This is a genomic window from Delftia lacustris, from assembly GCF_040267515.1.
Taxonomy (GTDB): Bacteria; Pseudomonadota; Gammaproteobacteria; order Burkholderiales; family Burkholderiaceae_C; genus Comamonas; species Comamonas tsuruhatensis.
This window is the reverse complement of sequence record NZ_CP141274.1, coordinates 455,216-479,108: the sequence shown is the minus strand read 5'-3', so window position 1 is coordinate 479,108 and position 23,893 is coordinate 455,216. Positions and strand designations below refer to the sequence as shown.

Genomic DNA, 23,893 nt, shown 5'->3' with positions numbered 1-23,893 from the left:
GCGGCTCAGCCGCGCCGGTGCTGCCACTCCACACGTTCCACCAGGTCCCTGAGCAGGTCGAAATGCCAGCGGGTGCGCTTGAGCAGGCGGCCGTAGCGCGAGCGGGGGAAGCGGTAGGCGCCATCGGCCAGTTCGATGGCGCAGGACGCCAGGTGCCACTGCTGCTCGAACGCCTGGTGGCTGTCCGGCGGGTCGGCGCGCATGCGGCGTATGTGCGCCAGCGCCAGCTCCACCGCGCATTCCACGTCGAACTGGCGGGCCTTGCGGTCGGGCTTTTTGCCACAGACCTCGGCCAGGGTGACCAGCCGCCCCTCGATGACGACCAGACAGACATGCATGGCCTGCCACGCGCTGGGCCAGTCGGAAGGCCTTGCGGCTTGCGACCGCTTGGGCAAAGGCTGCGCCTGCACTGCCGCGCCGGCAGTGTTTTTGCGGGATGTCATGGGGTCAGCCCTCCTGTCGGAAAAGGCCGGACAAGGTGAGTACGTTCATGGCTGCAGCTCCTGGTTGAGACTGAAGAACCACGCGCTGCGTTTCTACGCACAACGGGTGGAGTGTGGCGGTTAGAAACATGGAACCAGCCATGCGGACATCCTTACGGGTAGCCCCCACCACACCCCATAACTTGCGGACGTGCGCAAGCGCACATCCTGAAATTGGGTATGACAAAGCCCCGCTTTACGGTGGGGGCTGCACGCTGGTTCAAAGGTGTTTCTACGCACCGGGCCTTTCGGCTTGCGGGCAGTTTAACGGGGCCAGGGCCGGCCGGCCAGCCGAGCCCTCAATCCCGGCCCAGGTGCTCGCACAGGAAGTCGATGAACACGCGGGTCTTGCGCGGCAGGTGGCTGCTGTCGGGAAAGACCACGCTGATGGGCTGGGGCGGCAGGGCGTGGTCGGGCAGCACGCGCTGCAGCACGCCGCCGGCCAGGTCGTCCTCCACAAACCACGCAGGCAGCACCGCCACACCCAGCGAGGACCGGGCCAGGGCGCGGATGGCGGTGGAGGAGTTGGATTGGTGGGCCGCCCGGCCCACCACGTCCACGCCCTGGCCGCCGGCAGTGCGCAGCGTCCAGGCCGTGGGATGGGCGAGGTTGCTGTTGGCAATCCAGGGCAGGTCTGCCAGGTCTTCGGGCCTGCGCACGGGATGGCTGCGCAGGAAGGCGGCCGAGGCCACCAGCACGATGTCGTAGCCGGCCAGCCTGCGGCTTTTGAAGCTGGAGTCCGCCAGGTGGCCCAGGCGCACGACCAGGTCCAGCTTTTCGGCCACCAGGTCGCTCAGTGAAGAGTTGACGTCATAGGCCACCGAGATGCCCGGGTAGCGCTCCAGGAAGGCCGGGATCAGCGGAAGAATGTACTTCTCCCCGTATTCGCTGGTGGTGCTGATGCGCAGCCGGCCCGCGATGCGGTTGCCGCTGTGCATGGCGTTGTCGAAGGCGCTGCCCACGTCGCGGACGATGCCCTTGAACTCGTCGTAGAACTCCCGCCCGGTTTCCGTCAGGGCGATGCTGCGGGTGTTGCGCACCAGCAGGGCCACCGACAGCGCCTCTTCCAGCGATTTCACGTGCAGGCTGGCCATGGCCTTGCTGATGCCCAGGAAGTCCGCCGCCCTGGTGTACGAGCCGAAATCCACCACGGCCAGAAAGGTCTGCGCGCGGTGGAGCAGCGTGTGCATGGCCGTGCTTGCGGGGGGCATTGTTCAATCCAGTCAAACAAAGAGTCCAGCATAGCCCCATCGACGTGGCCGCCCGCGCTCTTTAGTCTTGCCCCTCCTGAAAGCGCAAGATGACATACCGATACCGCCTGGCCACCGTTTTCCTGATGGGTTTCTTCGTCGACTGCATCAACATCTTCATGCCCGCCGTCGCGCTGCCCACGATTGCGGCCGAGTTCCATGTGGGCATCTCGGCCGGGGCCTGGGTGGCCAATGCCTACATGCTGGGATTGACGCTGGCCATTCCCCTCGCCCCCTGGCTGGCCGACCGCTGGGGAGCGCGCGGGCTGATGGCGGGCTCCATGCTGGCATTCGCCGTGGCCGCCTGGGCCTGCGGCGAGGCGGGCAGCTTCGGCCAGCTGGCGGGCTGGCGCTTCATCCAGGGTATGGCGGGCGGCCTGGTGATCCCAGTGGGCCAGGCCCTGGCCTTCAACCGGTTCCAGGGACCGGAGCGCGCGCGAGTCTCCACGCTGGTCATGGCCGTGGCGCTGATTGCACCGGCCCTCTCGCCCTGGCTGGGCGGGCTGATCGTGGACCACGGCTCCTGGCGCTGGGTGTTCCATTCCAATATTGCGCTGGCCCTGGCCGCCGCAGGCCTGGCCTGGCTGTGGGTGCGCGATGCACCGGCCACGGCCCGGCAGCGGCCGGACCTCAAAGGCCTGGTGCTGGTCAGCGCCGCGCTGGCCGCCTGGCTGCTGGGCATGTCGCTCTATGGCGCAGGCCAAGGTTCGGGCCAGGGCCTGGCGCTGGCCTGGCTGGGCATGGCGGCGGGCCTGGCCTTCACGGTGCTGTATGCCATCCATGCCCGCAAGACGGCCCACCCCATTGTGGAACTGCAACTGCTCAAAAGCCCGCGCCTGCGTATGTCGGTGGCCGTCTACCACGCCATTCCCGGCGTGTTCACCGGCGTGAACCTGCTCAACATCTTCTACCTGCAGGACATGCTGCACCTGAGCGCGCAGGCCACAGGCCGATTCATGATGGTCTACGCCGGCGGCGCCCTGGTGTCCATGCTGGTGGGCGGCCGGCTGTACAACCGCGCGGGCGCACGGCCCCTGTTCATCGCCAGCATGGTGCTGCACAGCCTGGGCATTGCGGCGCTGGCCGCCGTGGCGGCCCCCGCCGACCCCTGGCTGCTGGCGGCCGCCTACGGGCTGATGGGCCTGGGCGGCGGCCTGGGTGCCAATACCGCGCAGACGACGGCCCTGCTGGACTTCGACGGCCGGCAGACGCAGCAGGCCAGCGTGATCTGGAACCTCAACCGGCAGATGGCCTTCAGCGTGGGCGCTGCGTTTTTCCTGATGGTTTTCAACACGCTCGCCACCCGCCTGGACGCAGGCCGGGCCTATCACATGACGTTTCTGATCGCATCGCTGGCAGGGCTTGTACCCCTGCTGCAACTGCGATCGCTGCACACCCCCGAGGACCACCATGCAAGACAACAAGCCCATCGACCGTGACATTGACATCGGCATCGCCGAACGCAGCATCCACCAGGTGCACGAGCTGATCCACACCGTCTTCACCCAACCAGCGGGCGCACAGGCCGCGCTGCAGGCGCTGATGCCGCAGTTCAGCCCGGAGTTCAGCATGGTGACCACCACGGGCAGACTCGTCGGCCTGAACGATGTGGAACAGATGTTCCGGCGCGCGGCCGGCCAGCGGCCAGGGCTGGAGATATGCGTCTGCGACATGCAGCCCGTATGGCGGGACACGGCCGGCCTGGCCATGCGCTATCTGGAAACCCATCGCCTGGACGGCGTGGAGACCTCGCGCCGATCAGTCGTGATCCTCAAACGTGCGGGCCAAGGGGTGCTGTGGCACTACCTGCATGAGACGGCAATGGGCTGATGGCTCTACGGCAGGAAGCGAGAATGCGGGGGCCTTTGGATTGCCGAATTCAGCCCCGCTCACTCTTTCTTGAATACACCTTCAGACCCCGGCTCTCACCAAAGCCGTGCTGCTCCAAAAGCAGGGCAGCCTGGGGATTGAGGGCCTCTGCATAAATGGTGGTGTGGCCGATATCCTGCAGGAATTCCTGCATGAGGAGCCTGCCGATACCCCGCCGCTGCAGCCCGGGGTCCACGACGATTTCACTGAGGTGCGTGACCATGGCGCCGTCGGTGAAGCCGCGCAGGAAGCCGACAGCACTGCCGGTGGTCGTCGCCAGCAGGTAGTAGGAGGCACTGAACATCTGCCGAAGCAGGCCTTCCGGATAGCTGCTGCCCCAGCCATTGGAGACGTATATCTTCTCTATATCTTTGAAATACGCATCGATATTGTCCTGGCGCTTCAGGATGGCGTAGTCCTGGTGCATATGCATCTCCCCCATTCAAACGCAATGCCACGATGATGGCGCATCGGCACAGGCACATCGTCGCGGCCCGGTTATGGCTCGCAATGGAAGGCGATGAGCGGGAATCAGCCCCGCAGGTATCGGTCGGCGATGCTGCCGGGCACGTAGAGGCCGCGCTCCAAGTAGAAGTCCAGCTTCTTGCGGTCGGGCGCGCGCAGCTTGATCAGTGGCACGGGCGCCAGTTCGGTGCGCGAGAACATCAGGCGGATCTTGAGCGGGGTGCGGCCCCAGTTACCCTGCACGTGCAGGAAGAAGGGTCCGTCCTCGGCCTTGGCCAGCCGCAGGCGGTAGCTGCCACCGGCGCGCAGCACGCGCTGCATGGCCAGGTGCATGCTCAGGTAGGCGGGCATGTCGATGCCCTGGCGCAGTTGTTCGTAATCGCCGGCCTGCTGGAGCTGGGCGATATAGGCCTCGCCCGTCTGCGGCAGGACCTGTTCCACGTATTCCTTGTGCAGGGCCGCGATGAAGGCGCTGCCCGGGGGCGCGGCCATGAGCCAGTTCTCGACCACGGGCACCTGCGGGTCGCGGGTGTAACGCTCCAGGTAGTAGGCGACGAGGTCGGCGCCGCTGCGCTGCTGCTGCTCCAACAGCCAGTCCAGCGGCTCGGTGAGGATGGTGCTGGCGTCCAGCCAGATGCCGCCGTGGCGGTGCAGCAATTCCAGGCGCAGCCAGTCCGAGCGCTTGGCCACGGGCAGCTGCTGCAGGTTGCCGGGCAGTTGCGGCACGTACTGCGGCAGCTGCGCGTCGTTGAGGATGCGCAGGCTGTAGCCGGGGTTCAGGCGGGCCCAGTTGTCAAAGCAGCGCTGTATGAGCAGCGGCACCGAGTCGCCATTCCAGTAGGCCCAGATGATGCGGGGAATGGGCGTGGAGACGGGCACGGGCGCCGCAGGCCCGATGTCATGGCTGCGGAAGTCGGGCGCCGGGCCCTTCTCCAGGCGGCGTGCGAAGGTGGCGTAGAAGCGGCGCATGCCGGCCGCCAGCCACAGCTCGCCCCGGGTTTTCAGTTTCAGGCCGCTCATGCAGGGGCTCCCGGTGTTCCCAGCTGCTGCGCGCGGCGCTCCCAGCTGCGCAGCTTCCATGCGCGCAGCCACCAGCCGCGCCGCAGATAGGCCTGGCGCAGAGCGGGCAGGGACAGCGGGGAGATGCGGCCGAAGTCCGCCAGGAACTGTTGCGCCAGCGCCTGCCGCTGCGCGGGCGGCATGTCCCGCTGCCGGTCGAGAAAGCGCAGGGCGCCGATGAGGTTGCGCGCAGCCTGGTGCGCCCAGGCGAACTGCAGGCGCCCGTCATTGCGCAGCGCATCATCCTGCAGGGCTTGCACGGCCTGGGCCAGCGGCCACAGGGCGGCGGACTGGTCTGCCGCCTTGGCAGGCGTCATGGACGCGAGGATGGAGTTGGCACGCTGCCGGTAGGCCACCCAGGGCTGGGGGTGGTAGTAGAAGCTGCTGCAGCGCAGCGCCATCTGCGGCATGGTCATCATGTCTTCGAAATAGCGGCCTGCAGGAAAGCGCAGGCCGGCATCCCACAGGCTGCGGCGCGAGATCTTGGACCAGGCATGCAGCTGGCCCGTGCGCAGCAGGCCGGCCAGCAGGGCGCCCCGGTCCTGCGAGCGCTGCAGCGTGGGGCCCTGGAAGCTGTGCCGGTGCGCCTCGCCGCGCAGGCGGTGCTTGAGGCGCGGGGCCTCGCGCCAGACGGAGAAGTCGCAGAGCACGGCATCGGGCGCATGTTGTTTCACGATGGCCGACAGCCCGGCAATCGCGCCGGGCAGCAGCTTGTCGTCGGAGTCCAAAAACCACAGGTAGTCGCCCGTGGCCGCCTCGATCATGGTGTTGCGCGCCGCGCTCAGGCCGGCGTTGCGCTCATGCTGCATGAGCTGCAGGCGGCCGGGCCAGCGCTGGTCCAGCTGCTGCATCAGGGCCCAGGAGCCATCGGTGGAGCAGTCGTCCAGCACCAGCACCTGCACGCCGGCATCGGCCTGGTCCATGACGGACTGCAGGCATTCCTCCAGGTAGGGCAGCACGTTGTAGACGGGCACCAGGATGCTGAGCCAGGTCACGGACGCTCCCCCTGCAGCAGGCGGGCGAACAGGTCTTCGTACTGGCCGGTCATGCGCTGCAGGCTGTAGTGCGACAGGGCTTCCTGCCGCGCGGTGGCGGCCATGCGCACGGCGGCCTCGTCATCCTGCAGCGCCTGCTGCAGGGCGTCGGCCAGCGATTCAGGGTCGGCGTGCGCGGCCAGCAGGCCGTTGTCGCCGGGCCGCACCACTTCCTGCACGCCCACCACGCGGCTGCCCACCACCACGCAGCCCGCCGCCATGCCTTCCAGCAGGGACAGGGGCATGCCTTCGTAGTGCGTGGACAGCACGCAGACGCGGTGCGCGCGCAGCAGGCCGGGCACGTCGTTGCACATGCCGATGAATTGCACCTGGTCCTGCAGGCCCAGTTCGGCGCTGAGCCGCTGCGCCGCCTGCTGGGCGCGCGCCTTGCCGCCGCCGGCCAGGGTCAGCGTGGGCTTGAGGCCGCGCTGGCGCAGCACGGCCAGCGCGCGCAGCAAGGTGGCATGGTCCTTTTGCCGCGCAAAGCGCGCGGCCATGACGATGTCCGGGCGGCGCTGCAGCAAGGGGGGCGGCTCCTGCAGATAGGGCTCGGGCCGGATGCCGTTGCTGATGGCCATGAGCTTGGCCGCAGGAAATCCACGGTCCTGCAGGCTCTGGCGCACGCCTTCGGAGCAGCCGACGATGGCGGCCGTGCGCTCGGTCAGCCACAGGGCCTGCGCCAGCCGCCAGCGCGTGTAGCGCTCGCGCGAGTTGTGTTCCACATGCACCAGGCAGGGCACGCCGGCCCACAGCGCGGCAAATCGGCCCCACAGGTGGTCGCTGAACCCATGGGCGACGACGATGTCCGGCCGGAAGTCCAGGCAGATGCGGCGCAGCTGCCAGACGGTGGCGGCATGGGACCAGCCGGCGACCACGTCGACATCGATGCCGCCGTCGCGCAGCTTCTGCACGCGTTCATCGGAGGTATTGCGCTTGCGCCGCAGCACCAGCCGGGCGTCGAAGCGGCCCGACGCGCGGTGCGCCGACACCAGGTCCACCGCCACCTGGGTGGCACCCGAGAAGCCGCCCGTCACGAAGTGCAGCACCCGGGGCCGGGCCGTGGTGGCGCGGTCCGTCACCGCACGGCTCCGCTGGCCCTTTCCAGGCCATGCAGCGATGACCACAGGGCCACCACGAGGAAGACGAAGAAGACGATGCCGCTGTTGTGCACGAAAAATTGCTGTGACATGCCGAACGCCAGGTACATGGCTGGCATCAGGCTGCCCAGGATACGCAGCAGCAGGGCCTCGCGCCAGGGGGTGCTGTCCGCAGGCCACAGCGCCATGCGCCGCCGCGAGGGCCAGAACAGCCACAGCAGCGAGATGAACAGTGCCGCCTGCAGCAGCACGCCCGGCACGCCGAGCTTGACCCAGATGTCCAGGAAGTCGTTGTGGATGAAGTTGTATTCGCGGATGGAGCGTCCATAGTCACCCGCGTCCACGCGCCGGTGCATCTCGTCCACATAGCCCTGCATGCCCCAGCCCAGCAGGGGCTTCTCGCCGATCATCTGCACGGCCAGCCGGTACTGCTCCAGCCGGGTGCCCAGCGAGGTGTCGGAGTTGCCGGCATGAAGGTAGTTGCTCACATCCAGGTAGACCTCGTCGACGCGCTCGCTGACGCGGGGTATGAAGGCCATCACGGTGGCCAGCGCCACCACGATTGCAGCGCAGCCCAGCAACAGGCGCCCGAAGTACTGCGGGCGGTACATGCGCACCAGCACCATCAGCATGAGGAACATCGGCAGCAGCGCCAGCCAGCCCCCCCGCGAGCCCGACAGCAGCGAAGCCAGCGCACCCATTGCAGCGGCCGCCAGCACCAGCAGGCGCCACAGCAGGGAGCGCTGGTGCCAGAAGGACATGGCATAGATGCAGGAGAAGCAGCCCAGCAGCAAGGCCATGTTGCCCCACTGGATGGCATTGGTGTAGCCCGTGGCCCGCTCCATGCCCAGCACGCAGACCTGCCACAGGGCCATGAAGCCCGCGCCTGCGCTGCCCAGCGGTATGCCCCACAGGAAGATCCGCGCCGTGGGCGGGTAGCACATGGCGAACAGCAGGCTGACCGCGCCCAGGATGAATTTCACGGGGCGGTCGAACTGACCGGTGCCCCCGTCCAGCACGGACAGGTGGTACCACATCACCGCCATGCCCATGAACAGTGCCACCAGCAGCCAGGTGCCAGGCGACTGCCTGTACCGGACCCAGCGGGGCAGAAAACACAGGGCGCCCAGGGCCATGAGGCCCGCGCCATAGGAATAGCCCGACCGCAGCCACAAGGCCAGTCCGGGCACCAGAACAGCGGCCAGGGTCGTGAGGAGCCCTGGCAGCTTCGACTTGTCAAATCTCATCAAGACCGCGACTTTCTGCCCCAAAATGCGGGCATTCCGCTTTCCATCCGCTATGAAAAAAATTCCTGCGGTCTTATTCAGGCTGCTCCATCGCTGGGCAGCCCCTTCCAAAATCGGCGCAGATTACACCATGCCCGCGCCCTTGCAGCTGCCCCCATCGCCCCCGGCAGCCGATGGTCTTGCAGCGGACATCCCGAAGACGATCTGGACGTACTGGAACCAGTCCGGCCTGGACCCTTTCGTCCAGCAGTGCGTGGACAGCTGGCGGCGGCAATGCCCGGGTCACCAGGTCATCGTCGTGACACCAGAGAGCCTGGGCCAGTACGTGGCCTGCGGCGACCTTCCTGCGGCGTTTGCCGAACTCCACCCCACCAAGCAATCGGACTGGCTGCGCCTGTATCTGGTGGCGCACCACGGCGGCTACTGGTTCGATGCCACCACGCTTCTGACCGCGCCGCTGGACTGGATGGGCGCCGGCGCAGGCGCCGCCGAGCTGACCGGCTTCTACCTTGAGGGCTTCACCAGGGACAGGCGCTACCCCGTGATCGAAAGCTGGTCATTCTGCGCTCCGGCCGGCTCGCGCTTTGTATCGGAATGGCAAAAGGAGTTTCACCAGGCGCTGATCGTGGAGGGCCCTGCGGCCTACCTGCAGCGCCTGCAGTCGCGGCCCGACGCCGCCGAGGTGCTGCAGGGCATCCCCGATCCAAATTACCTTCTGATCCATGTGACGGCCCAGCAGGTGATGCGCCGGCTGCCCGATGCCCGGTTCACGCTGTTCAAGGCCGAGGACACCGCCTTCTTCTACCACCGCGCCCTGCGCTGGAAGTGGTACCTGCTCTACCCCCAGCTGTGCCTGGCGAAGGCGCCGCAGGTGGCGGCGCCCATCGTCAAGCTGCGCGGCGGGGAACGGCGCCATTTCACGGACATGCTGGCCTTGCACGGAGGTGCTGCGCCAGACAGCATCTGGAGCCGCGCGCTTTCGGCGCGCTGAGACACGCAAAGCGGGCCGAGGCCCGCTTTGCTCAATGCCCGCCTGCGAAGACTTCGCCGGCCTTCAAGCGGTACAGCGTGCCGCAGTAGGGGCACTTGGCCTCGCCGGTGTGGGCCACGTCCAGGTAGACCTTGGGATGGCTGTTCCACAGCTTCATGTCGGCCTTGGGGCTGGGGCAGAACACGCCGCCCTGGGCGTTGAGGTCCTTGGCCGCCAGTTCGACGGTGGCATTCGTTGTCATGCTTGCTTATCTCTTTCGTGGGTATCTGTCATTTTCATCGCCGGGCCGCCCCAAGATGAAAAGCACCCCCTGGGGGCAGTGGACCTTGCAAAGCAAGGGTAGCGTGGGGGTCATTTTTCTCAGACCCGAGTCAGCCAATGGGCGTACTTGGGGTTGCGGCCGTTGACGATGTCAAAGAAGGCCTGCTGGATCTTTTCGGTCAGGGGGCCGCGGCTGCCCGCGCCGATCTCGATGCGGTCCACCTCGCGGATGGGCGTGACTTCGGCGGCCGTGCCGGTGAAGAAGACTTCATCGGCGATGTACAGCTCGTCGCGCGTGATGCGCTTTTGCACCACCTCCAGGCCGAGGTCCTTGCAGATGTGCATCACGGTATTGCGCGTGATGCCGTTGAGCGCGCCGGCCGACAGGTCGGGCGTGTAGACCACGCCGTCCTTGATGACGAAGATGTTCTCGCCCGAGCCTTCGGAGACGAAGCCCGAGGCGTCCAGCAGGATGGCCTCGTCGTAGCCGTCGTCCAGCGCCTCGGTGTTGGCCAGGATGGAGTTGGTGTAGTTGCTCACCGCCTTGGCCTGGCTCATGGTGATATTCACGTGGTGGCGCGTGAAGCTGGAGATCTTCACGCGGATGCCGCGCTGCATGCCTTCCTCGCCCAGGTAGGCGCCCCAGGCCCAGGCAGCCACCATCAGGTGGATGGTGTTGCCCTTGGGCGAGACGCCCAGCTTGCGGTCGCCGATCCAGGTCAGCGGGCGCAGGTAGCACGATTCCAGCTTGTTGGCACGCACGACCTCCACCTGGGCCTGGTTCACCGCTTCCTGGGTGAACGGGATCTGCATGCGCAGGATCTTGGCGCTGTTGAACAGTCGCTTGGTGTGGTCTTCCAGGCGGAAGATGGCCGGCCCCTGTTCGGTCTTGTAGGCCCGAACGCCCTCGAATGCGCCGCAGCCGTAGTGCAGCGTGTGGGTCAGCACGTGGATCTTGGCATCGCGCCAGTCCACCAGCTGTCCATCCATCCAGATCTTGCCGTCACGATCGGCCATCGAGGGAACAACGGGGCTCATAGAAACATCCTTGGGGGTATTGAACAGAACACCAACCCGCTATTTTAGGGCGCGGGGGCTGCCTCGGGGGCCGCCGCCGTCTCGGGTTGCGGTTCGGGTTCGGGCGTGGGGCGCACCAGGGTCCACTTCACGAGCCGGCCATGCATGAACTCGCAGGTCACATGGGATTGCGTGCCGTCGGTCCAGCGGTAGATCTCGGGATGCTGGCCGTCTTCGGACAGGCGCTCGCCCAGGGAGCGCGTCATGGCCACCACGTGCATCAGCGAGACTTTGGGCTTGAGCTTGACGTTGAGCATCACGGCGCTGCCCACATAGCCCATGGGACGGTCCGAGGCCTTCTTCATGATGGACATCAGCCGCGTGAAATGCAGCAGCAGCCACATCATGATGCCGCCGCCCACGGCAACCACGCCCATCCAGCCATAGGACTGGTGCGCAGCCACCAGCAGTACGAGCAGACCCAGGGGAATCAGGATATTGCGCAAATTCATGGCGCCGATTGTCTTATGGAGGCGCCGCAGGACCGCTGCGGACAGTGCGTATGCCCCCGCAATGCGCTCGGCAAGGCAGTGCCTCAGCCCATCCCTCGGACGATGTTCATGGCTTCGTCCACGCGCTCCACGGCATGCACGGTCAGGCCGGGGATGGCCTTCTTGGGCGCATTGGCCTTGGGCACCACGGCCATGGTGAAGCCGAGCTTGGCGGCTTCCTTCAGGCGCTCCTGGCCGCGCGGCGCGGGGCGCACTTCGCCGGCCAGGCCCACTTCGCCAAAGGCCAGGAATCCCTTGGGCAGGGCGCGGCCGCGCAGGCTGGAGGTGATGGACAGCATCACGGCCAGGTCGGCCGCAGGCTCGCTGATGCGCACGCCGCCCACGGCGTTGACGAAGACATCCTGGTCCGCGCAGGCCACGCCCGCATGGCGGCTGAGCACGGCCAGCAGCATGGCCAGCCGGTCCCGGTCCAGGCCCACGGACAGGCGCCGGGGCGCGGGGCCGCCCTGGTCGACCAGGGCCTGTATTTCCACCAGCATGGGCCGCGTGCCCTCCAGCGTGACCAGCACGCAGGAGCCCGGCACCGGCTCGCTGTGCTGGGACAGGAAGATGGCGCTGGGGTTGGTGACGCCCTTGAGGCCCTTCTCCGTCATGGCGAAGACGCCGATCTCGTTGACGGCACCAAAGCGGTTCTTGATGGCGCGCACGAGGCGGAAGTTGCTGTGCGTGTCGCCCTCGAAATAGAGCACGGTGTCCACCATGTGCTCCAGCACGCGCGGGCCGGCCAGGGCGCCTTCCTTGGTCACATGGCCGACCAGGATCACGGTGATGCCCGTGGTCTTGGCCGCGCGCGTGAGTTGGGCCGCGCATTCGCGCACCTGGGCCACCGAGCCCGGCGCCGAGGACAGCTGGTCCGAGTACACGGTCTGAATGGAGTCGATGACGACCACGGCCGGCTGCGTGGCCTCCATGGTGGCGAGGATCTTCTCCAGCTGGATCTCGGCCAGCACATTGACCTGGCTGGCCTCCAGCCCCAGGCGGCGCGAACGCAGCGCGACCTGGGCACCGCTTTCCTCGCCGGTCACATACAGCGTGGGCAGGCCCACGCGGTGCAGCGCATCCATGGCCTGCAGCAGCAGGGTGGACTTGCCGATGCCGGGGTCGCCACCAATCAGCACCACGCCGCCTTCGACAATGCCGCCGCCCAGCACGCGGTCCAGCTCCTCGATGCCGCTGGGCGTGCGCGCCACGTCCTGGGCCTCGATGGCCGACAGCGGCATCACGGCCTGGGCATTGGCCAGGCCCGCATAGCCCTGCGGCTGGCTGAGCCGGTTCTTGCCCGCGCCCGCAGGCTCGGCAACGGCCTCGATCAGCGAATTCCAGGCCCCGCAGGCCGGGCACTTGCCCAGCCAGCGCGGGCTGGAGCCGCCGCAGGCATTGCAGATGAACGTGGTTTTGTCTTTGGCCATGGGTTGGGCACTATACCGAGCGGTGGCTGCCGCCCCGCCCGCCTGCCTGTTGTCTAACGCAGTTGCGTGACAAAGAGATATCGGTTATAGTTGCCTTCTTCGCTGCACAAAATGCGGCGAAACGAAATTACTGCGGAATTACCGCGCGATGGAGCAGTCTGGTAGCTCGTTGGGCTCATAACCCAAAGGTCGGAGGTTCAAATCCTTCTCGCGCAACCACCACGAAAAAAAGCCCACTTCGGTGGGCTTTTTTTCGTCTGTGCCTTTCTTGCTTTTCTCCACGCAGGTCAGCTGGGATCGTTCAGGTCTTCATGGTGGTCTGCCTGGCCCTGCTTCCAGTACGAGGCCACGCGCATGCGCTTGGGTGCGGCGCCCTTGGCCAGCAGCAGGCGCCGCAGCTCGGCCATGGCGCTGTGCTCGCCCGCCGCCCAGATATATCCGTCGTCGTCCTGGGGAAGCTCCAGCGCCTGCACGGCGTCGGCCAGCGATTCGACCCAGGCACAGTCCAGCTGGGCCGTGCTCTTCCACTGGCGGCGGTCGGCAGGGTTGCGCAGCTGCACGCGCACCACGGCGCGGCTGCCGGCGGGCAGCTCGGCCAGGCGCCGCTCGATGGCGGGCATGGCGGTCTCGTCGCCGAACAGCCAATGCCATGGCAGGTTGGCCGAGATCACCAGGCTGCCGCGCGGCCCGGCCAGGCCCACCCACTGTCCCAGGGGCGCGGTCAGCGCCCATTCAGTGGCGGGGCCTGCATCGTGCAGTGCGAAATCCATGATGAGGTTCTGGCGCGCAGCGTCGTAGCGCAGCGGCGTGTAGTCGCGCAAGGTGGGGCGCTCGTCCTCCACGAAGGTGGGGCGGCCATCGAGCAGCACGGGAAGCGCGGGCAGTTCGCGCCCGGCCTGGGGCAGGATGAGCTTGACGTGGTCGTCAAAGCCCGAGCTGACGAAGTCCTCCAGTTCGGGTCCGCCCAGGGTCAGGCGCACAAAGCCGGGGCTGGGCTGCTCGCGCGAGAGCAATTGCACATGGCGGGCGCGGAAGGGATGGCGGACACGGTGGACGACGGGGGCAGGCGCCACGGCAGAGTTGGCTGGATTGGGCAAGTTCATTGGCGAAACGGCCTGTGACGGCCTAGAATGTTGATTTAGTCCACCAATTCTCTGTCATCCGTTGACTTTGTCAACATATTTCCACAAGACCCTGCCATGAATGCCTCCCTGCCCGCCGATATCTTCGAGGCCATGCACGAGCTGCTGCACCTGTTCCGCTCGCGCATGCGCGAGGACATGGAGTCCATGGAGCCCGGGCTGACGCCCAACGAGGTGCGCGTGCTGATGTACGTGGGCCGGCACCCGGGCCGCACGCAAAGGGATCTGGTCGACCACAGCCACATGGACAAGGCCCAGCTCGCGCGCATGCTGGCGCAGTTGCAGGAGCAGGGATGGCTGGACCGCGAACCGGACGCCCGCGACCGCCGCGTGCGCTGCCTGAGCCTCAGCCCCCAGGGCCAGGCCCTGTTCGACCGGCTGCGCCAGTCGCGCCAGGCGCTGGCGGCGCGGCTGCTCAAGGATTGGGAGCCTGCCGCGCAACAGCAGATGATGGCGCTGCTGGAGCGGGCCAGGGACAGCGTCCAGGCCGCGCCCTGATCAATCGACGGCCTTGTTCACGCGCGGCGCGACGGCGCACATGAGTTCATAGCCCAGCGTGCCGGCCGCCTCGGCCACCTCGTCGATGGGCAGCACGGCGCCGTTGCCGGCGCGGCCCCACAGCGTGACTTCGCTGCCCATGCCGGCATCGGGCACGGGCGTCAGGTCCACGGCCAGCATGTCCATGCTCACGCGGCCCAGGGTGCGGGTGCGCACGCCGTCGACCAGCACGGGCGTGCCGGTGCCGCAGTGGCGCGGATAGCCGTCGGCATAGCCGCAGGCCACGGTGCCCAGGCGCACGGGACCTTCGGCCGTGAAGCGCGATCCATAGCCCACGCTCTGCCCCGCAGCCAGCTGCTGCACGCCGATGATGCGCGAGCTCAAGGTCTGCGTGGGCTGCAAGCCCCAATGGGCCGCCGTGTGCTGCGGATAGTCGGGCGAGCTGCCGTACAGCACGATGCCGGGCCGCACCCAGTCGCAGCGCACCTGGGCATCGTCGCCATGGCGCAGCGTGGCGGCACTGTTGCCCACGCTGCGCTCGCCGGGCAGGTCGCACGTGGCGTCGTGAAAGCGCTGTAGCTGCGCGGAGATGCCCGACTGGCCAGCGCCTGCGTCGGCATCGCTGAAGTGGGTCATGAACGAGATTTCCTCCACCTGGGGCAAGGCATTGAGCCGGGCCCAGGCCGCGCGAAAGCGCTCGGGCGTGAAGCCCAGGCGGTTCATGCCGGAGTTCATCTTGAGGAAGACGCGGTGGCCGTTCTGCGTCTTGTGCGCGGCCAGCCAGTCGATCTGGGCGTCGCAATGCACGGCATGCCAGATGGACAGGCGCGAGCAAAGCTCCAGGTCGCGCGGCTCGAACACGCCCTCCAGCAGCAGGATGGGGCCGCGCCAGCCCAGCTGGCGCACGCGCTCGGCCTCGGCCAGGTCCAGCATGGCGAAGCCGTCGGCGCCGCGCAGGGCCTCGAACACGTTTTCGATACCGTGGCCATAGGCGTTGGCTTTGACCACGGCCCACAATTTGGCATCGGGGACCGCTTGCCGCACCCGCTCCAGATTGTGGCGAAGCGCGGCGGAATGGATGGTGGCAAGAATGGGACGCGGCATGGTTTTCACTCAGTCAGAAGCTTGGGATTCTGGCACTGCCGGCCAAAGGCCGCGTGATATAACCGCCAGTCACTTGCCACGGGGCCCTTATTTAACCGGTCAGCAGCCCTGCGGCTGACCCCATCTGCCTATCCATGAAGCGCGGTTTCTACACCATCATGTCAGCGCAGTTCTTCAGCTCGCTGGCAGACAACGCCCTGTTCGTGACCGCCGTGGAACTGCTGCGCACCAATGGCGCCCCCGAGTGGCAGCGCGCCGCCCTGGTGCCCATGTTCGCGCTGTTCTACGTGATCCTGGCCCCCTTCGTCGGCGCCTTTGCCGACGCCCTGCCCAAGGGGCGGGTGATGTTCATCAGCAATGCGATCAAGATCGTGGGCTGCCTGATGATGCTGTTCGGCAACCATCCGCTGATCGCCTACGCCGTGGTCGGCCTGGGCGCAGCGGCCTACTCGCCCGCCAAGTACGGCATCCTCACCGAGCTGCTGCCCGCCTCCCAGCTGGTCAAGGCCAATGGCTGGATCGAGGGGCTGACCATCACCTCCATCATCCTGGGCGTGCTCGTGGGCGGGCAGTTGCTGAGCCCGGGCATCTCGACCCATCTGCTGGACTTCGACCTGCCGCTGCTGGACACGGGCGTGGACACTGCGGCCGAAGCGGCGATTGCCGTGCTGGTCGGCGTCTATGCGCTGGCCGCCTGGTTCAACCTGCGCATTCCGCTGACCGACACCATCCTGCGCCCGCTGCGCCAGGACCCCAGCAAGAGCCTGCTGGCCAACACCCTGGCCCTGCTGCCCGACTTCTGGACCTGCAGCCAGCGGCTGTGGGGGGACAAGCTGGGCCAGATCTCGCTGTCCACGACCACGCTGTTCTGGGGCGTGTCGGGCAATCTGCGCTACATCGTGCTGGCCTGGGGCGCGGCGGCCCTGGGCTACGGCACCTCCCAGGCATCGGCCCTGGTGGGCGTGGTGGCCATCGGCACGGCGGCAGGCGCCATCCTCGCATCCATGCGCATGCGGCTGGACAATGCCACGCGCGTCATTCCGCTGGGCATCACCATGGGCCTGCTGGTGATCGCCATGATCTTCATCCACAGCGTGTGGGTGGCCATTCCCTTCCTGATCCTGCTGGGCGGCCTGGGTGGCTTCCTGGTCGTGCCCATGAATGCGCTGCTGCAGCACCGCGGCCACAACCTCATGGGCGCGGGCCGCTCGATTGCCGTGCAGAACTTCAACGAGCAGGCCTGCATCCTGGCGCTGGGCGCCTTCTATGCGCTGTCCACCAAGTTCGGGCTGTCGGCCTTTGGTGCCATCACGGTGTTCGGCCTGGTGGTGGCCGGCATCATGTGGCTGATCGGACGCTGGCACAGGAACAACCTGCGCCAGCATCCCGAGGAAGTCGAGCGCCTGCTGGCGATTGCCCGCAAGGATTGCCACTAGCCTGCCCTTGTCCCCACGGCGTCCGGAGCAGGCCTTGCCTGCCCGGGCGTTTTTCATTGCCCCATGCATAGCCCGCTGCCCGTTCTCGCCCTGCTGTTCAACACCCTGGTCTGGGGCCTGGCCTGGTGGCCGTTCCGCGCCATGCACGAGGCCGGCCTGCATCCGCTGTGGGCCACGGCGCTGATGTATGCCCTGGTGCTGGCCGGCCTGGTCGCGCTGCGGCCCGCCAGCCTGCGCCAGGCGCTGCAGTACCCGGCCCTGATCCTGCTGGGCGCCTGCGCGGGCAGCAACAACATCGCCTTCAACTGGGCCGTGACCATTGGCGACGTGGTGCGCGTGGTGCTGCTGTTCTATCTGATGCCCGCATGGTCGGTGCTGCTGGCCTGGAGGCTCCTGGGCGAGCGGCCCACGCCCGCTGCGCTGACGCGGCTGCTGCTGGCCTTCGGCGGGGTGGCGCTGGTGCTCGTGCCCGAGGGCACATTCAGCGGCGGCTCGCCCGGGCTGCTGCGCGGTCTGTCGCTGGCCGACGGCCTGGCACTGTTCGGCGGCTTCACCTTCGCGCTGACCAATGTGCTGCTGCGCCGCCTGCAGGCCGTGCCGGCGCAGGCGCGCATGCTGGCCATGTTCAGCGGCTGCATGGCGATGGGCCTGTTCAGCGCCTTTGCAGGCAGCAGCGTGGGCCTGGTGCCGCCGCTGCCGGCTCCGCAGGCCAGCTGGATGCTGATCGCCGCCGGCCTGGCCGTGCTGCTGATGCTGGGCAACTGGGCGCTGCAGTTCGGCGCCGCGCGCCTGCCGGCCGGCGTGACGGCCGTGGTCATGCTGGCCGAAGTGGTGTTCGCCAGCGTCTCCTCGGTGCTGATTGCAGGCGAGGTGCTGACGCCGCGCACGCTGCTGGGCGGTGCCTGCATCATCGCGGCCGCGCTGCTGTCTGCGCTGGCGCATGCACGACGGCGTGGGGCTTGACGCCCTGCCCGCACCAACGCTGCGCAATCAGCCCGTGAGCTGCCCGGCCAGCAGCAGGTAGCCCGGCAGCCAGCCCGTGAGCACGCCCTGCGCAATGCACAGCGTGCCCGTCATGCGGCCGATGTTGCGGCCCAGGGCCAGCAGCATGAAGAACATGGCCCACAGCACGGCCCAGGCCGCCCAGTTGGCCGCCATCCACCAGTCGATGGCGGTGCGCGCGCCCAGCAGGGTGTCGATGGCTACGGGCACGGCGGTGATGGCCACGAACAGGCTGAACCAGCCCAGGCCCCGGCCATCGGCCCCCGTGAAGCGGTTGATGGCCACCCACAGGTAGGTGAAGGCGAACAGCAGGGTGAGCGCGCCGGTCTTGACAGAGGCCGCATCAGGCTCGGGCCCGAAGGCCGAGGCCAGGCCGATGATCAGCGAGACCAGGCCCGCGAACACGTTGATGACCCAGATCTCCCGGTCGGCAATGCGCCCCAGCATCCACAGGCCATTCAGGCACAGCACGGCGCCCACGTAGAACAACGACAAACCCAGCCACATCGCAAGTCTCCTTTTGCTTTTTTGCTTTTGAAGTGCCTTGCGCGCCCTTGCCAGACCACGGGAACGAGCGCGCACGGCAAGGCGCCGCCGCCCCGTGGCCGGGTGCAGCGGCGTCCGTGAAACAGTTCATCCCCGGGCCCGCCCCTGGTGGGCATCTGCGTGCTGGCGGAAGGGTCCGCTGCAGAGATGCCGCCTGTGATCCAGGGCAGGTGCACCGGCGCGGCCCTTGCCGGGCACGCGGCGGTGGAGTGTGCCGGCAGGCGGTGCTACCGGTCTTTGGCACCGGTCCTTGGCGCCGGTCCTTGGTACCTCAGGCCGCCTGCGTCTGCAGGCGACGGCGGGCGCGTTCCAGCTGCTGCGCCACCTGGCGCGGGTTCATGCCGTACATGTCGGCAAAGCCGGCTTCGGTGGTCTGGCCGCTGGCCTCGAAGGCGCGCAGCAGAGCTTCGTCGCGTGCAGAACGCGCATCGGCTTCGGCCAAGGCCTCGGCCACCAGGGCGTTGGTGGCCTCGTCACGGCCCTGCACACGCGCCGCATAGTCGTCGCGGGACAGGCCCGAGGCCTCGTAGGCGGCGATGATGCGGTTGCGCAGCTTGGGCGCCAGGTCCTCGGGCGAGCGGTGCTGGCGGCGGCGAAAGACCTCGATCAGCGCATGGTGCACATGCTCGGGCGCCATGGGCTCGACCGATTGGCCCTGCAGGTCATGGCGCGCCTGGCCGCTGGCCACCACGGTGAGGTAGCGGCTCGAGCGTGTGTGCTGGGACAGGGCCAGCTTGAGCTGGTCGCGGTCGATGGCTTCGGGATGGGCGGCCAGCAGGTCCTCGAAGATGCCGCGCTTGAGCGGCAGGGGCTGCTCGCCGAACAGGTTCGGATGCCATTGGGCCAGTTGCGCCAGCAGCGGATGCTGGGTGCGCACGGGCCTGGAAGCGTTGGCCTCGGCACTGCCGGCCGCGCCGGTTGCGGCGTCGGCGACGGGCTCGGAGGCCTTGCCCTTGTTGCGGCCACGTCCGCCGCGGCGCGAGCGCTTGCGGCCCTGGCCATCGGCGCTGGCGGCAGCCTGCGGCACGGTGCCGGCAGCGGCGTCCGCCGGCAGCGCGGCGTTCTGTTCTTGCGGTTCAGACACGGATTCAGTCATGGCGGAGCACATGGGCTTGGAGAAAACGAAACCCCGCATCATGCCAGCATTGCAAAGGCTTGCGCGGGCATAGTCCCCACGGCGTCGCGCATGCGGCACAGATGCGCGGGTGTTGCCCGGGTGGCATCAGGCCGGCAGGGCCTCGTCCAGCACCTCGATCCAGTGGCGCACCGGCACGTCCGTTCCGTTTTGCAGATGGACGATGCAGCCCATGTTGGCCGAGAGGATGGCTGCAGGCCGCCGGGCATCGAAGCCTTCGGTCAGTGCGCCGATCTTACGGTCGCGCAACTGGTGCGAGAGTTCGGGCTGCAGCACCGAGTAGGTTCCCGCCGAGCCGCAGCACAGGTGCGACTCGGTGCGCGCCACGCGCAGCTCGAAGCCCAGCCTGGCCAGATGGGTTTCCACGCCGCCGCGCAGCTTTTGCCCGTGCTGCAGCGTGCAGGGCGGGTGGTAGGCCATGGGCGCGGCCGGTGCGCGCACCCTGCCCTGCAGGCGCTCGGCCAGCTCGGGCAGGAGCTCAGGCAGCAGCTCGCTGAGGTCGCGCGTGAGGGCGCTGATGCGCGCGGCCTTGTCCGCGTACTGCGCATCGTCCTTGAGCAGGTGGCCGTATTCCTTGACGGTGACGCCGCAGCCCGAGGCGTTCATGACGATGGCCTCCACCGCGCCGCTGTCCACCTGGGGCCACCAGGCGTCGATGTTGGCGCGCATCTGCGCCTTGCCGCCTTCCTGGTCGTTGAGGTGGAATTTCACGGCACCGCAGCAGCCGGCGTTGGGAGCGATCACGGTCTGTATGCCGGCCGCATCCAGCACGCGCGCCGTGGCGTAGTTGATGCGCGGCATCATCGCGGGCTGCACGCAGCCGGCCAGCAGCAGCACCTTGCGCGCATGCTCGCGCACGGGCCAGCGGCCCGCGTCCTGCGGCTGGGGCACTTTCTCGGCCAGGACTTCGGGCAGCAGGCCGCGCACGGCCTGGCCCAGCTTCAGGGCCGGGGCGAACAGCGGCGAGTTCAGCCCCTCCTTGAGCGCCCAGCGCCTGGCGCGCTCGCCGAAGGGACGCGGCACCTGCTCCTCGACGATCTTGCGGCCTATGTCCACCAGGTGGCCGTACTGCACGCCGCTGGGGCAGGTACTTTCGCAGTTGCGGCAGGTCAGGCAGCGGTCCAGGTGCTGCTGGGTGGCGCGCGTGGGCGTCCCGCCTTCCAGCACCTGCTTGATCAGGTAGATGCGGCCACGCGGCCCGTCCAGCTCGTCGCCCAGCAATTGGTAGGTCGGGCAGGTGGCCGTGCAAAAGCCGCAGTGCACGCACTTGCGCAAAATGGCTTCGGCCTCCTGGCCCTCGGGCGTGGCGCGGTACTGGGGTGCGAGTTGGGTCTGCATGGTGGGGCTCTTGTTGTACGGGTATCGGGGAACGGTCAGGCACGGCAGCCGGACACGGTGGTCATGCGCGAGGCGCGGCCCGCCGGCCCAGCAGCAGGGGCAACCGCGCACGGTCGGCCCACAGCGGCGGCAGGGACAGCAGGCACAGCACCACGGCCAGCGGCACGACGAAGACGAAGCCCAGGTGCCTGAAACCCAGCGCGCCCGCAATGCCGCCCAGCAGGAACATGGACAGCAGCCCTGCGAACAGCCGCAGCCGCACATGGTTGGCGTGGACCCGGTGCTCGGGCGGGCTGCCATGGCGATTCCAGTAGAGGGCTCGACCCAGCTCCATGCCCAGGTCGGTGATCACGCCCGTCATGTGCGTGGTGCGGATCTGCGAGGACGACATCTTGGTCACCGTGGCGTTCTGCAATCCCATGATGAAGGACAGCAGCAGCACGGCCAGCGGCACGGCGAACGGCGTGGGCCAGGCCAGCATGGCCGCGCCCAGCACGCCGAAGAGCAGCATCAGCGCGGCTTCCAGCAGCAGCGGCAGCGCATAGCTGCTGCGCAGCCGGTGGTGGCGCGCCCAGTTGACCAGCAGCGACGTCGCGGCCGCGCCGCACAGAAAGGCCAGCAGCGCGCCGCAGGCACTGAGCACCAGAGCCGTATTGCCCAGCACCAGGTTGTCGGCCAGCAGCGAGACAAAGCCCGTCATGTGCGAGGTATAGGAGTGCACCAGCAAAAAGCCGCCCGCATTCACCGCACCCGCGTTGAAGGCCAGCAACAGGCCCAGCGTGCGGTTGCTGGCCACCGTGCGGTGCCGGTCCGTGAGCAGGTGCAGGTGGTGGCGCATGCGCATGGGCGGAGCCAGGCGTTGGCCCGGCCTACCAGGCGGCGGCCAGCCGGCCGCGGTTGAAGATGCCCGCAGGATCGAAGGCCTGCTTGAGCCGTGCATGCAGCGCGGCCGTGGCATCGGCCGCCTGGGCGTCGAAATCGGGCTCGGCGCCGGGCTGGTCTGCGGCCTCGGAGCGGAACAAGGTGGCCGATCCGCCCGCTGCTTTTGCCAGCGTGCGCAGCGCATGGCCCAGCGCACGCGGCGCCTGTACCCAGCGCAGTGCGCCGTGCCATTCGACCAGGGGCCCCGTGCAGCCGTCAGGCAGCGCCAGGGCCGGAGCCGTCTGCGGCACGGACAGGCGCCACAGCGCATGGCCCGGTGCGCGTGCGGTGAACCAGGGCAGCTGGTGCTCCCGGCAGGCCTGCCAGTCGGCCGCAGCGCTGTGCATGCGCTCGCCCCCCAGGCGCCCGCAGGCCGCCTGCACGGCGGCACGCGCACCGCGCAGGCGCAGGTACAGCACGCCCTGGGCCGCGCTGTCTTCCTGCAGCCAGCAACTGGCATTGAGCGGCAGCGGCTGTCCGCCCCAGGCATTGAGCCAGTCCAACGCCTGCTGCTGCGTGCATTCGAAGCGCAGCGTGGCCTCGGCCGGCGCCACGGGCAGCACCTTGAGGCTGACCTCGGTGATCAGGCCCAGCGCGCCCCAGGAGCCCGCCATCAGCCGCGAGACGTCGTAGCCCGCCACGTTCTTCATGACCTGGCCGCCATAGCGCAGCAGCTCGCCCTGGCCGTTGATCATCTCCAGCCCCAGCATGAAGTCGCGCACGGCGCCCACGCTGGCGCGCGAGGGGCCCGACAGGCCGGAGGCCACCATGCCGCCCACGGTGGCGCGGCCATCCGCTCCCTCGAAATGCGGAGGCTCGAAGGCCAGGCACTGGCCCTGTGCGGCCAGCAGGGCCTCGACCTCGGCCAGCGGCGTGCCGGCGCGTACGGTCACGACCAGCTCGCTGGGCTCATAGCTGACCACGCCGGCCAGCGTCCGCGTGTCCAGCAGTTCGCCCTGCAGGGCCAGTCCGTGGAAATCCTTGGTGCCGCCGCCGCGTATGCGCAGCGGCGTGGCGTCGGCCGCCGCGGCGCGCACGCGCTCGGCGATCTGGATGAGTTGGCTTTGGGCTGAATCCATGGCCTGCATGGTAGCGGCTGGGCCCTTTTGCGCCTCGGTGCGGACCCGTGAATTTTTTGAACGGCGCGCTTGAAGTTCTGCGGGCGGCGCAAAACAGCAGGGACGAAAAGGCAAAGGCGCAAGTCGAATCAGCCGCCTGCGGCCTTCATCGTGCCGGCTCGAAAGGATGGACCTGGATGTCGGCGTCGGGAAAGGAGGCCACCAGCTTCAGCTCGCCGCCCAGGGCCTTGACGTACTCGCGCAGCGTGCTCACGTACATGTCCTCGCGGCGCTCCAGCTTGGAGACGGCAGCCTGCTCCACGCTCATGGCCCTGGCCACTTCGACCTGGGTCACGTTGCGGGCCTTGCGCAGCTCCTGCAACTGCATTTCCACAAGCATGGCCTCGGCCCGTGCCGCAGCACGGGACTGTGCCTCGGGCGACATGCCGGCGCGCAGTTCGTTGAATTTCCTAGCCATGGATCCGTCCTTCTCTTTTCAGGGTCTCGATGTGCGTGTCGTACAAGCGGTCGGCGATGGGTACATGCACCTCATACCAGCGGCCATCGCCCGTCTTGTCGCCGCCGATCAGCAAGATGGCACAGCGGCGCGGATCAAATGCGTACAGCAGCCGATAGGGCCGGCCTTCGTGCTGCACGCGAAGCTCGCGCATGTGCGGGTGCCTTGAACGCTCGATGCCGGACGTATGGGGATATCCGAGATTCGGCCCTCTTGCCTCCAGCAATCGAACCGATGCATCGATGGACTCCTGCTCGGCCTGCGTCAGATCGGCCCACCAGTCGCCAAGCTCGTCGGTGTACTCCACCTCCCAGGGCTGGGTCATTATTCCCTCCAGAATATATTCCGTCAATGGCATATAGGCCAAAGATCCGTCTTATAACGGAACTCACCATAAGGCGGTTGGCGTGCAGCAGGCCTCCTGATTTCCTCAGCCGCTGAAG

Annotated in this window: 26 protein-coding genes and 1 tRNA gene; 7 read left to right on the top strand and 20 right to left on the bottom strand. The window is 67.8% G+C overall.

What is annotated here, in order from left to right:
- Window positions 1–5: 5 nt before the first annotated feature.
- On the bottom strand, window positions 6–443 hold the full coding sequence (locus U6958_RS03620; protein ID WP_012202265.1) for a hypothetical protein: 438 nt from the start codon (window positions 441–443) through the stop codon (window positions 6–8).
- 338 nt (window positions 444–781) lie between these two features.
- Window positions 782–1,693: a LysR family transcriptional regulator gene (locus U6958_RS03615; protein WP_074922576.1), complete on the bottom strand. Its 912-nt coding sequence runs from the start codon at window positions 1,691–1,693 to the stop codon at window positions 782–784.
- Between the two features lie 89 nt (window positions 1,694–1,782).
- On the opposite strand from U6958_RS03615, the gene U6958_RS03610 reads away from it, so the two are divergent.
- Both U6958_RS03610 and U6958_RS03605 read left to right on the top strand, forming a co-directional pair.
- Window positions 1,783–3,171 carry an MFS transporter gene (locus U6958_RS03610; protein WP_074922575.1) on the top strand — a complete coding sequence of 463 codons (1,389 nt, stop codon included), beginning with the start codon at window positions 1,783–1,785 and terminating at the stop codon, window positions 3,169–3,171.
- Window positions 3,143–3,562 carry a DUF4440 domain-containing protein gene (locus tag U6958_RS03605; RefSeq protein WP_074922573.1) on the top strand — a complete coding sequence of 140 codons (420 nt, stop codon included), beginning with the start codon at window positions 3,143–3,145 and terminating at the stop codon, window positions 3,560–3,562. Before U6958_RS03610 ends, U6958_RS03605 begins: the two co-directional genes overlap by 29 nt.
- Window positions 3,563–3,611: 49 nt before the next feature.
- On the opposite strand, the gene U6958_RS03600 is transcribed toward U6958_RS03605, so the two are convergent.
- From U6958_RS03600 to U6958_RS03580, 5 genes are all read right to left on the bottom strand, one after another.
- A complete protein-coding gene (locus tag U6958_RS03600; RefSeq protein WP_074922688.1) occupies window positions 3,612–4,028 on the bottom strand; it encodes a GNAT family N-acetyltransferase in 417 nt (138 codons plus the stop codon).
- Window positions 4,029–4,132: 104 nt separating this feature from the next.
- Window positions 4,133–5,086, bottom strand: coding sequence for a glycosyltransferase family 32 protein (locus U6958_RS03595; RefSeq protein ID WP_074922572.1), 954 nt, complete (start codon window positions 5,084–5,086; stop codon window positions 4,133–4,135).
- Entirely contained in the window at window positions 5,083–6,120 is a 1,038-nt protein-coding gene (locus U6958_RS03590; RefSeq protein WP_074922571.1) for a glycosyltransferase family 2 protein, read from the bottom strand. Before U6958_RS03590 ends, U6958_RS03595 begins: the two co-directional genes overlap by 4 nt.
- Complete coding sequence (locus U6958_RS03585; RefSeq protein ID WP_074922569.1) at window positions 6,117–7,238, bottom strand: glycosyltransferase; 1,122 nt, start codon at window positions 7,236–7,238, stop codon at window positions 6,117–6,119. Before U6958_RS03585 ends, U6958_RS03590 begins: the two co-directional genes overlap by 4 nt.
- Complete coding sequence (locus tag U6958_RS03580; RefSeq protein ID WP_047468084.1) at window positions 7,235–8,503, bottom strand: O-antigen ligase; 1,269 nt, start codon at window positions 8,501–8,503, stop codon at window positions 7,235–7,237. The genes U6958_RS03585 and U6958_RS03580 overlap by 4 nt, the downstream gene beginning before the upstream one ends.
- Window positions 8,504–8,633: 130 nt before the next feature.
- Between U6958_RS03580 and U6958_RS03575 the strand changes: the two genes are divergently transcribed.
- Entirely contained in the window at window positions 8,634–9,494 is an 861-nt protein-coding gene (locus U6958_RS03575; protein WP_074922567.1) for a capsular polysaccharide synthesis protein, read from the top strand.
- Between the two features lie 31 nt (window positions 9,495–9,525).
- On the opposite strand, the gene U6958_RS03570 is transcribed toward U6958_RS03575, so the two are convergent.
- The 4 genes from U6958_RS03570 to radA form a co-directional block, all read right to left on the bottom strand.
- The gene (locus U6958_RS03570) at window positions 9,526–9,735 is read right to left on the bottom strand and encodes a zinc-finger domain-containing protein (RefSeq protein ID WP_012202256.1); all 210 of its coding nucleotides are present in this window, start codon (window positions 9,733–9,735) and stop codon (window positions 9,526–9,528) included.
- Window positions 9,736–9,854: 119 nt separating this feature from the next.
- Window positions 9,855–10,793, bottom strand: coding sequence for a branched-chain amino acid transaminase (locus tag U6958_RS03565; protein WP_016453623.1), 939 nt, complete (start codon window positions 10,791–10,793; stop codon window positions 9,855–9,857).
- Window positions 10,794–10,837: 44 nt separating this feature from the next.
- Window positions 10,838–11,284: a hypothetical protein gene (locus U6958_RS03560; RefSeq protein WP_046239701.1), complete on the bottom strand. Its 447-nt coding sequence runs from the start codon at window positions 11,282–11,284 to the stop codon at window positions 10,838–10,840.
- A gap of 83 nt (window positions 11,285–11,367) precedes the next feature.
- The gene (radA, locus tag U6958_RS03555) at window positions 11,368–12,753 is read right to left on the bottom strand and encodes a DNA repair protein RadA (RefSeq protein ID WP_074922565.1); all 1,386 of its coding nucleotides are present in this window, start codon (window positions 12,751–12,753) and stop codon (window positions 11,368–11,370) included.
- Window positions 12,754–12,895: 142 nt separating this feature from the next.
- On the opposite strand from radA, the gene U6958_RS03550 reads away from it, so the two are divergent.
- Window positions 12,896–12,972: transfer RNA gene (locus U6958_RS03550), tRNA-Met, on the top strand.
- 68 nt (window positions 12,973–13,040) lie between these two features.
- Here the strand turns inward: U6958_RS03550 and U6958_RS03545 are convergent.
- Window positions 13,041–13,856 carry a siderophore-interacting protein gene (locus U6958_RS03545; RefSeq protein WP_016448588.1) on the bottom strand — a complete coding sequence of 272 codons (816 nt, stop codon included), beginning with the start codon at window positions 13,854–13,856 and terminating at the stop codon, window positions 13,041–13,043.
- A 96-nt stretch (window positions 13,857–13,952) separates the two neighbouring features.
- Between U6958_RS03545 and U6958_RS03540 the strand changes: the two genes are divergently transcribed.
- Window positions 13,953–14,393: a MarR family winged helix-turn-helix transcriptional regulator gene (locus tag U6958_RS03540; RefSeq protein WP_016448589.1), complete on the top strand. Its 441-nt coding sequence runs from the start codon at window positions 13,953–13,955 to the stop codon at window positions 14,391–14,393.
- On the opposite strand, the gene alr is transcribed toward U6958_RS03540, so the two are convergent.
- Window positions 14,394–15,497 carry an alanine racemase gene (gene alr, locus U6958_RS03535; protein ID WP_016453625.1) on the bottom strand — a complete coding sequence of 368 codons (1,104 nt, stop codon included), beginning with the start codon at window positions 15,495–15,497 and terminating at the stop codon, window positions 14,394–14,396.
- Between the two features lie 134 nt (window positions 15,498–15,631).
- On the opposite strand from alr, the gene lplT reads away from it, so the two are divergent.
- Window positions 15,632–16,933, top strand: a complete 1,302-nt coding sequence (gene lplT, locus U6958_RS03530) for a lysophospholipid transporter LplT (RefSeq protein ID WP_016448591.1) — start codon at window positions 15,632–15,634, stop codon at window positions 16,931–16,933.
- A 63-nt stretch (window positions 16,934–16,996) separates the two neighbouring features.
- Entirely contained in the window at window positions 16,997–17,896 is a 900-nt protein-coding gene (locus U6958_RS03525) for a DMT family transporter (protein WP_016453626.1), read from the top strand.
- Window positions 17,897–17,923: 27 nt separating this feature from the next.
- Here the strand turns inward: U6958_RS03525 and U6958_RS03520 are convergent, their stop codons facing one another.
- The 7 genes from U6958_RS03520 to U6958_RS03490 all read right to left on the bottom strand — a co-directional run bounded on the left by U6958_RS03520 (window position 17,924) and on the right by U6958_RS03490 (window position 23,775).
- Window positions 17,924–18,442 carry an AmiS/UreI family transporter gene (locus tag U6958_RS03520; RefSeq protein ID WP_074922563.1) on the bottom strand — a complete coding sequence of 173 codons (519 nt, stop codon included), beginning with the start codon at window positions 18,440–18,442 and terminating at the stop codon, window positions 17,924–17,926.
- A 310-nt stretch (window positions 18,443–18,752) separates the two neighbouring features.
- Complete coding sequence (locus U6958_RS03515) at window positions 18,753–19,619, bottom strand: ProQ/FinO family protein (RefSeq protein WP_046987537.1); 867 nt, start codon at window positions 19,617–19,619, stop codon at window positions 18,753–18,755.
- Window positions 19,620–19,703: 84 nt separating this feature from the next.
- Window positions 19,704–20,954, bottom strand: a complete 1,251-nt coding sequence (gene glcF, locus U6958_RS03510) for a glycolate oxidase subunit GlcF (RefSeq protein WP_016448595.1) — start codon at window positions 20,952–20,954, stop codon at window positions 19,704–19,706.
- 61 nt (window positions 20,955–21,015) lie between these two features.
- Entirely contained in the window at window positions 21,016–21,798 is a 783-nt protein-coding gene (locus U6958_RS03505) for a YoaK family protein (RefSeq protein ID WP_012202244.1), read from the bottom strand.
- A 25-nt stretch (window positions 21,799–21,823) separates the two neighbouring features.
- Window positions 21,824–22,963, bottom strand: coding sequence for a glycolate oxidase subunit GlcE (gene glcE, locus U6958_RS03500; RefSeq protein ID WP_074922561.1), 1,140 nt, complete (start codon window positions 22,961–22,963; stop codon window positions 21,824–21,826).
- Between the two features lie 136 nt (window positions 22,964–23,099).
- Window positions 23,100–23,411, bottom strand: coding sequence for an XRE family transcriptional regulator (locus tag U6958_RS03495; RefSeq protein WP_016448598.1), 312 nt, complete (start codon window positions 23,409–23,411; stop codon window positions 23,100–23,102).
- The gene (locus U6958_RS03490; protein WP_043792857.1) at window positions 23,404–23,775 is read right to left on the bottom strand and encodes a type II toxin-antitoxin system RelE/ParE family toxin; all 372 of its coding nucleotides are present in this window, start codon (window positions 23,773–23,775) and stop codon (window positions 23,404–23,406) included. Before U6958_RS03490 ends, U6958_RS03495 begins: the two co-directional genes overlap by 8 nt.
- Between the last annotated feature and the right edge of the window lie 118 nt (window positions 23,776–23,893).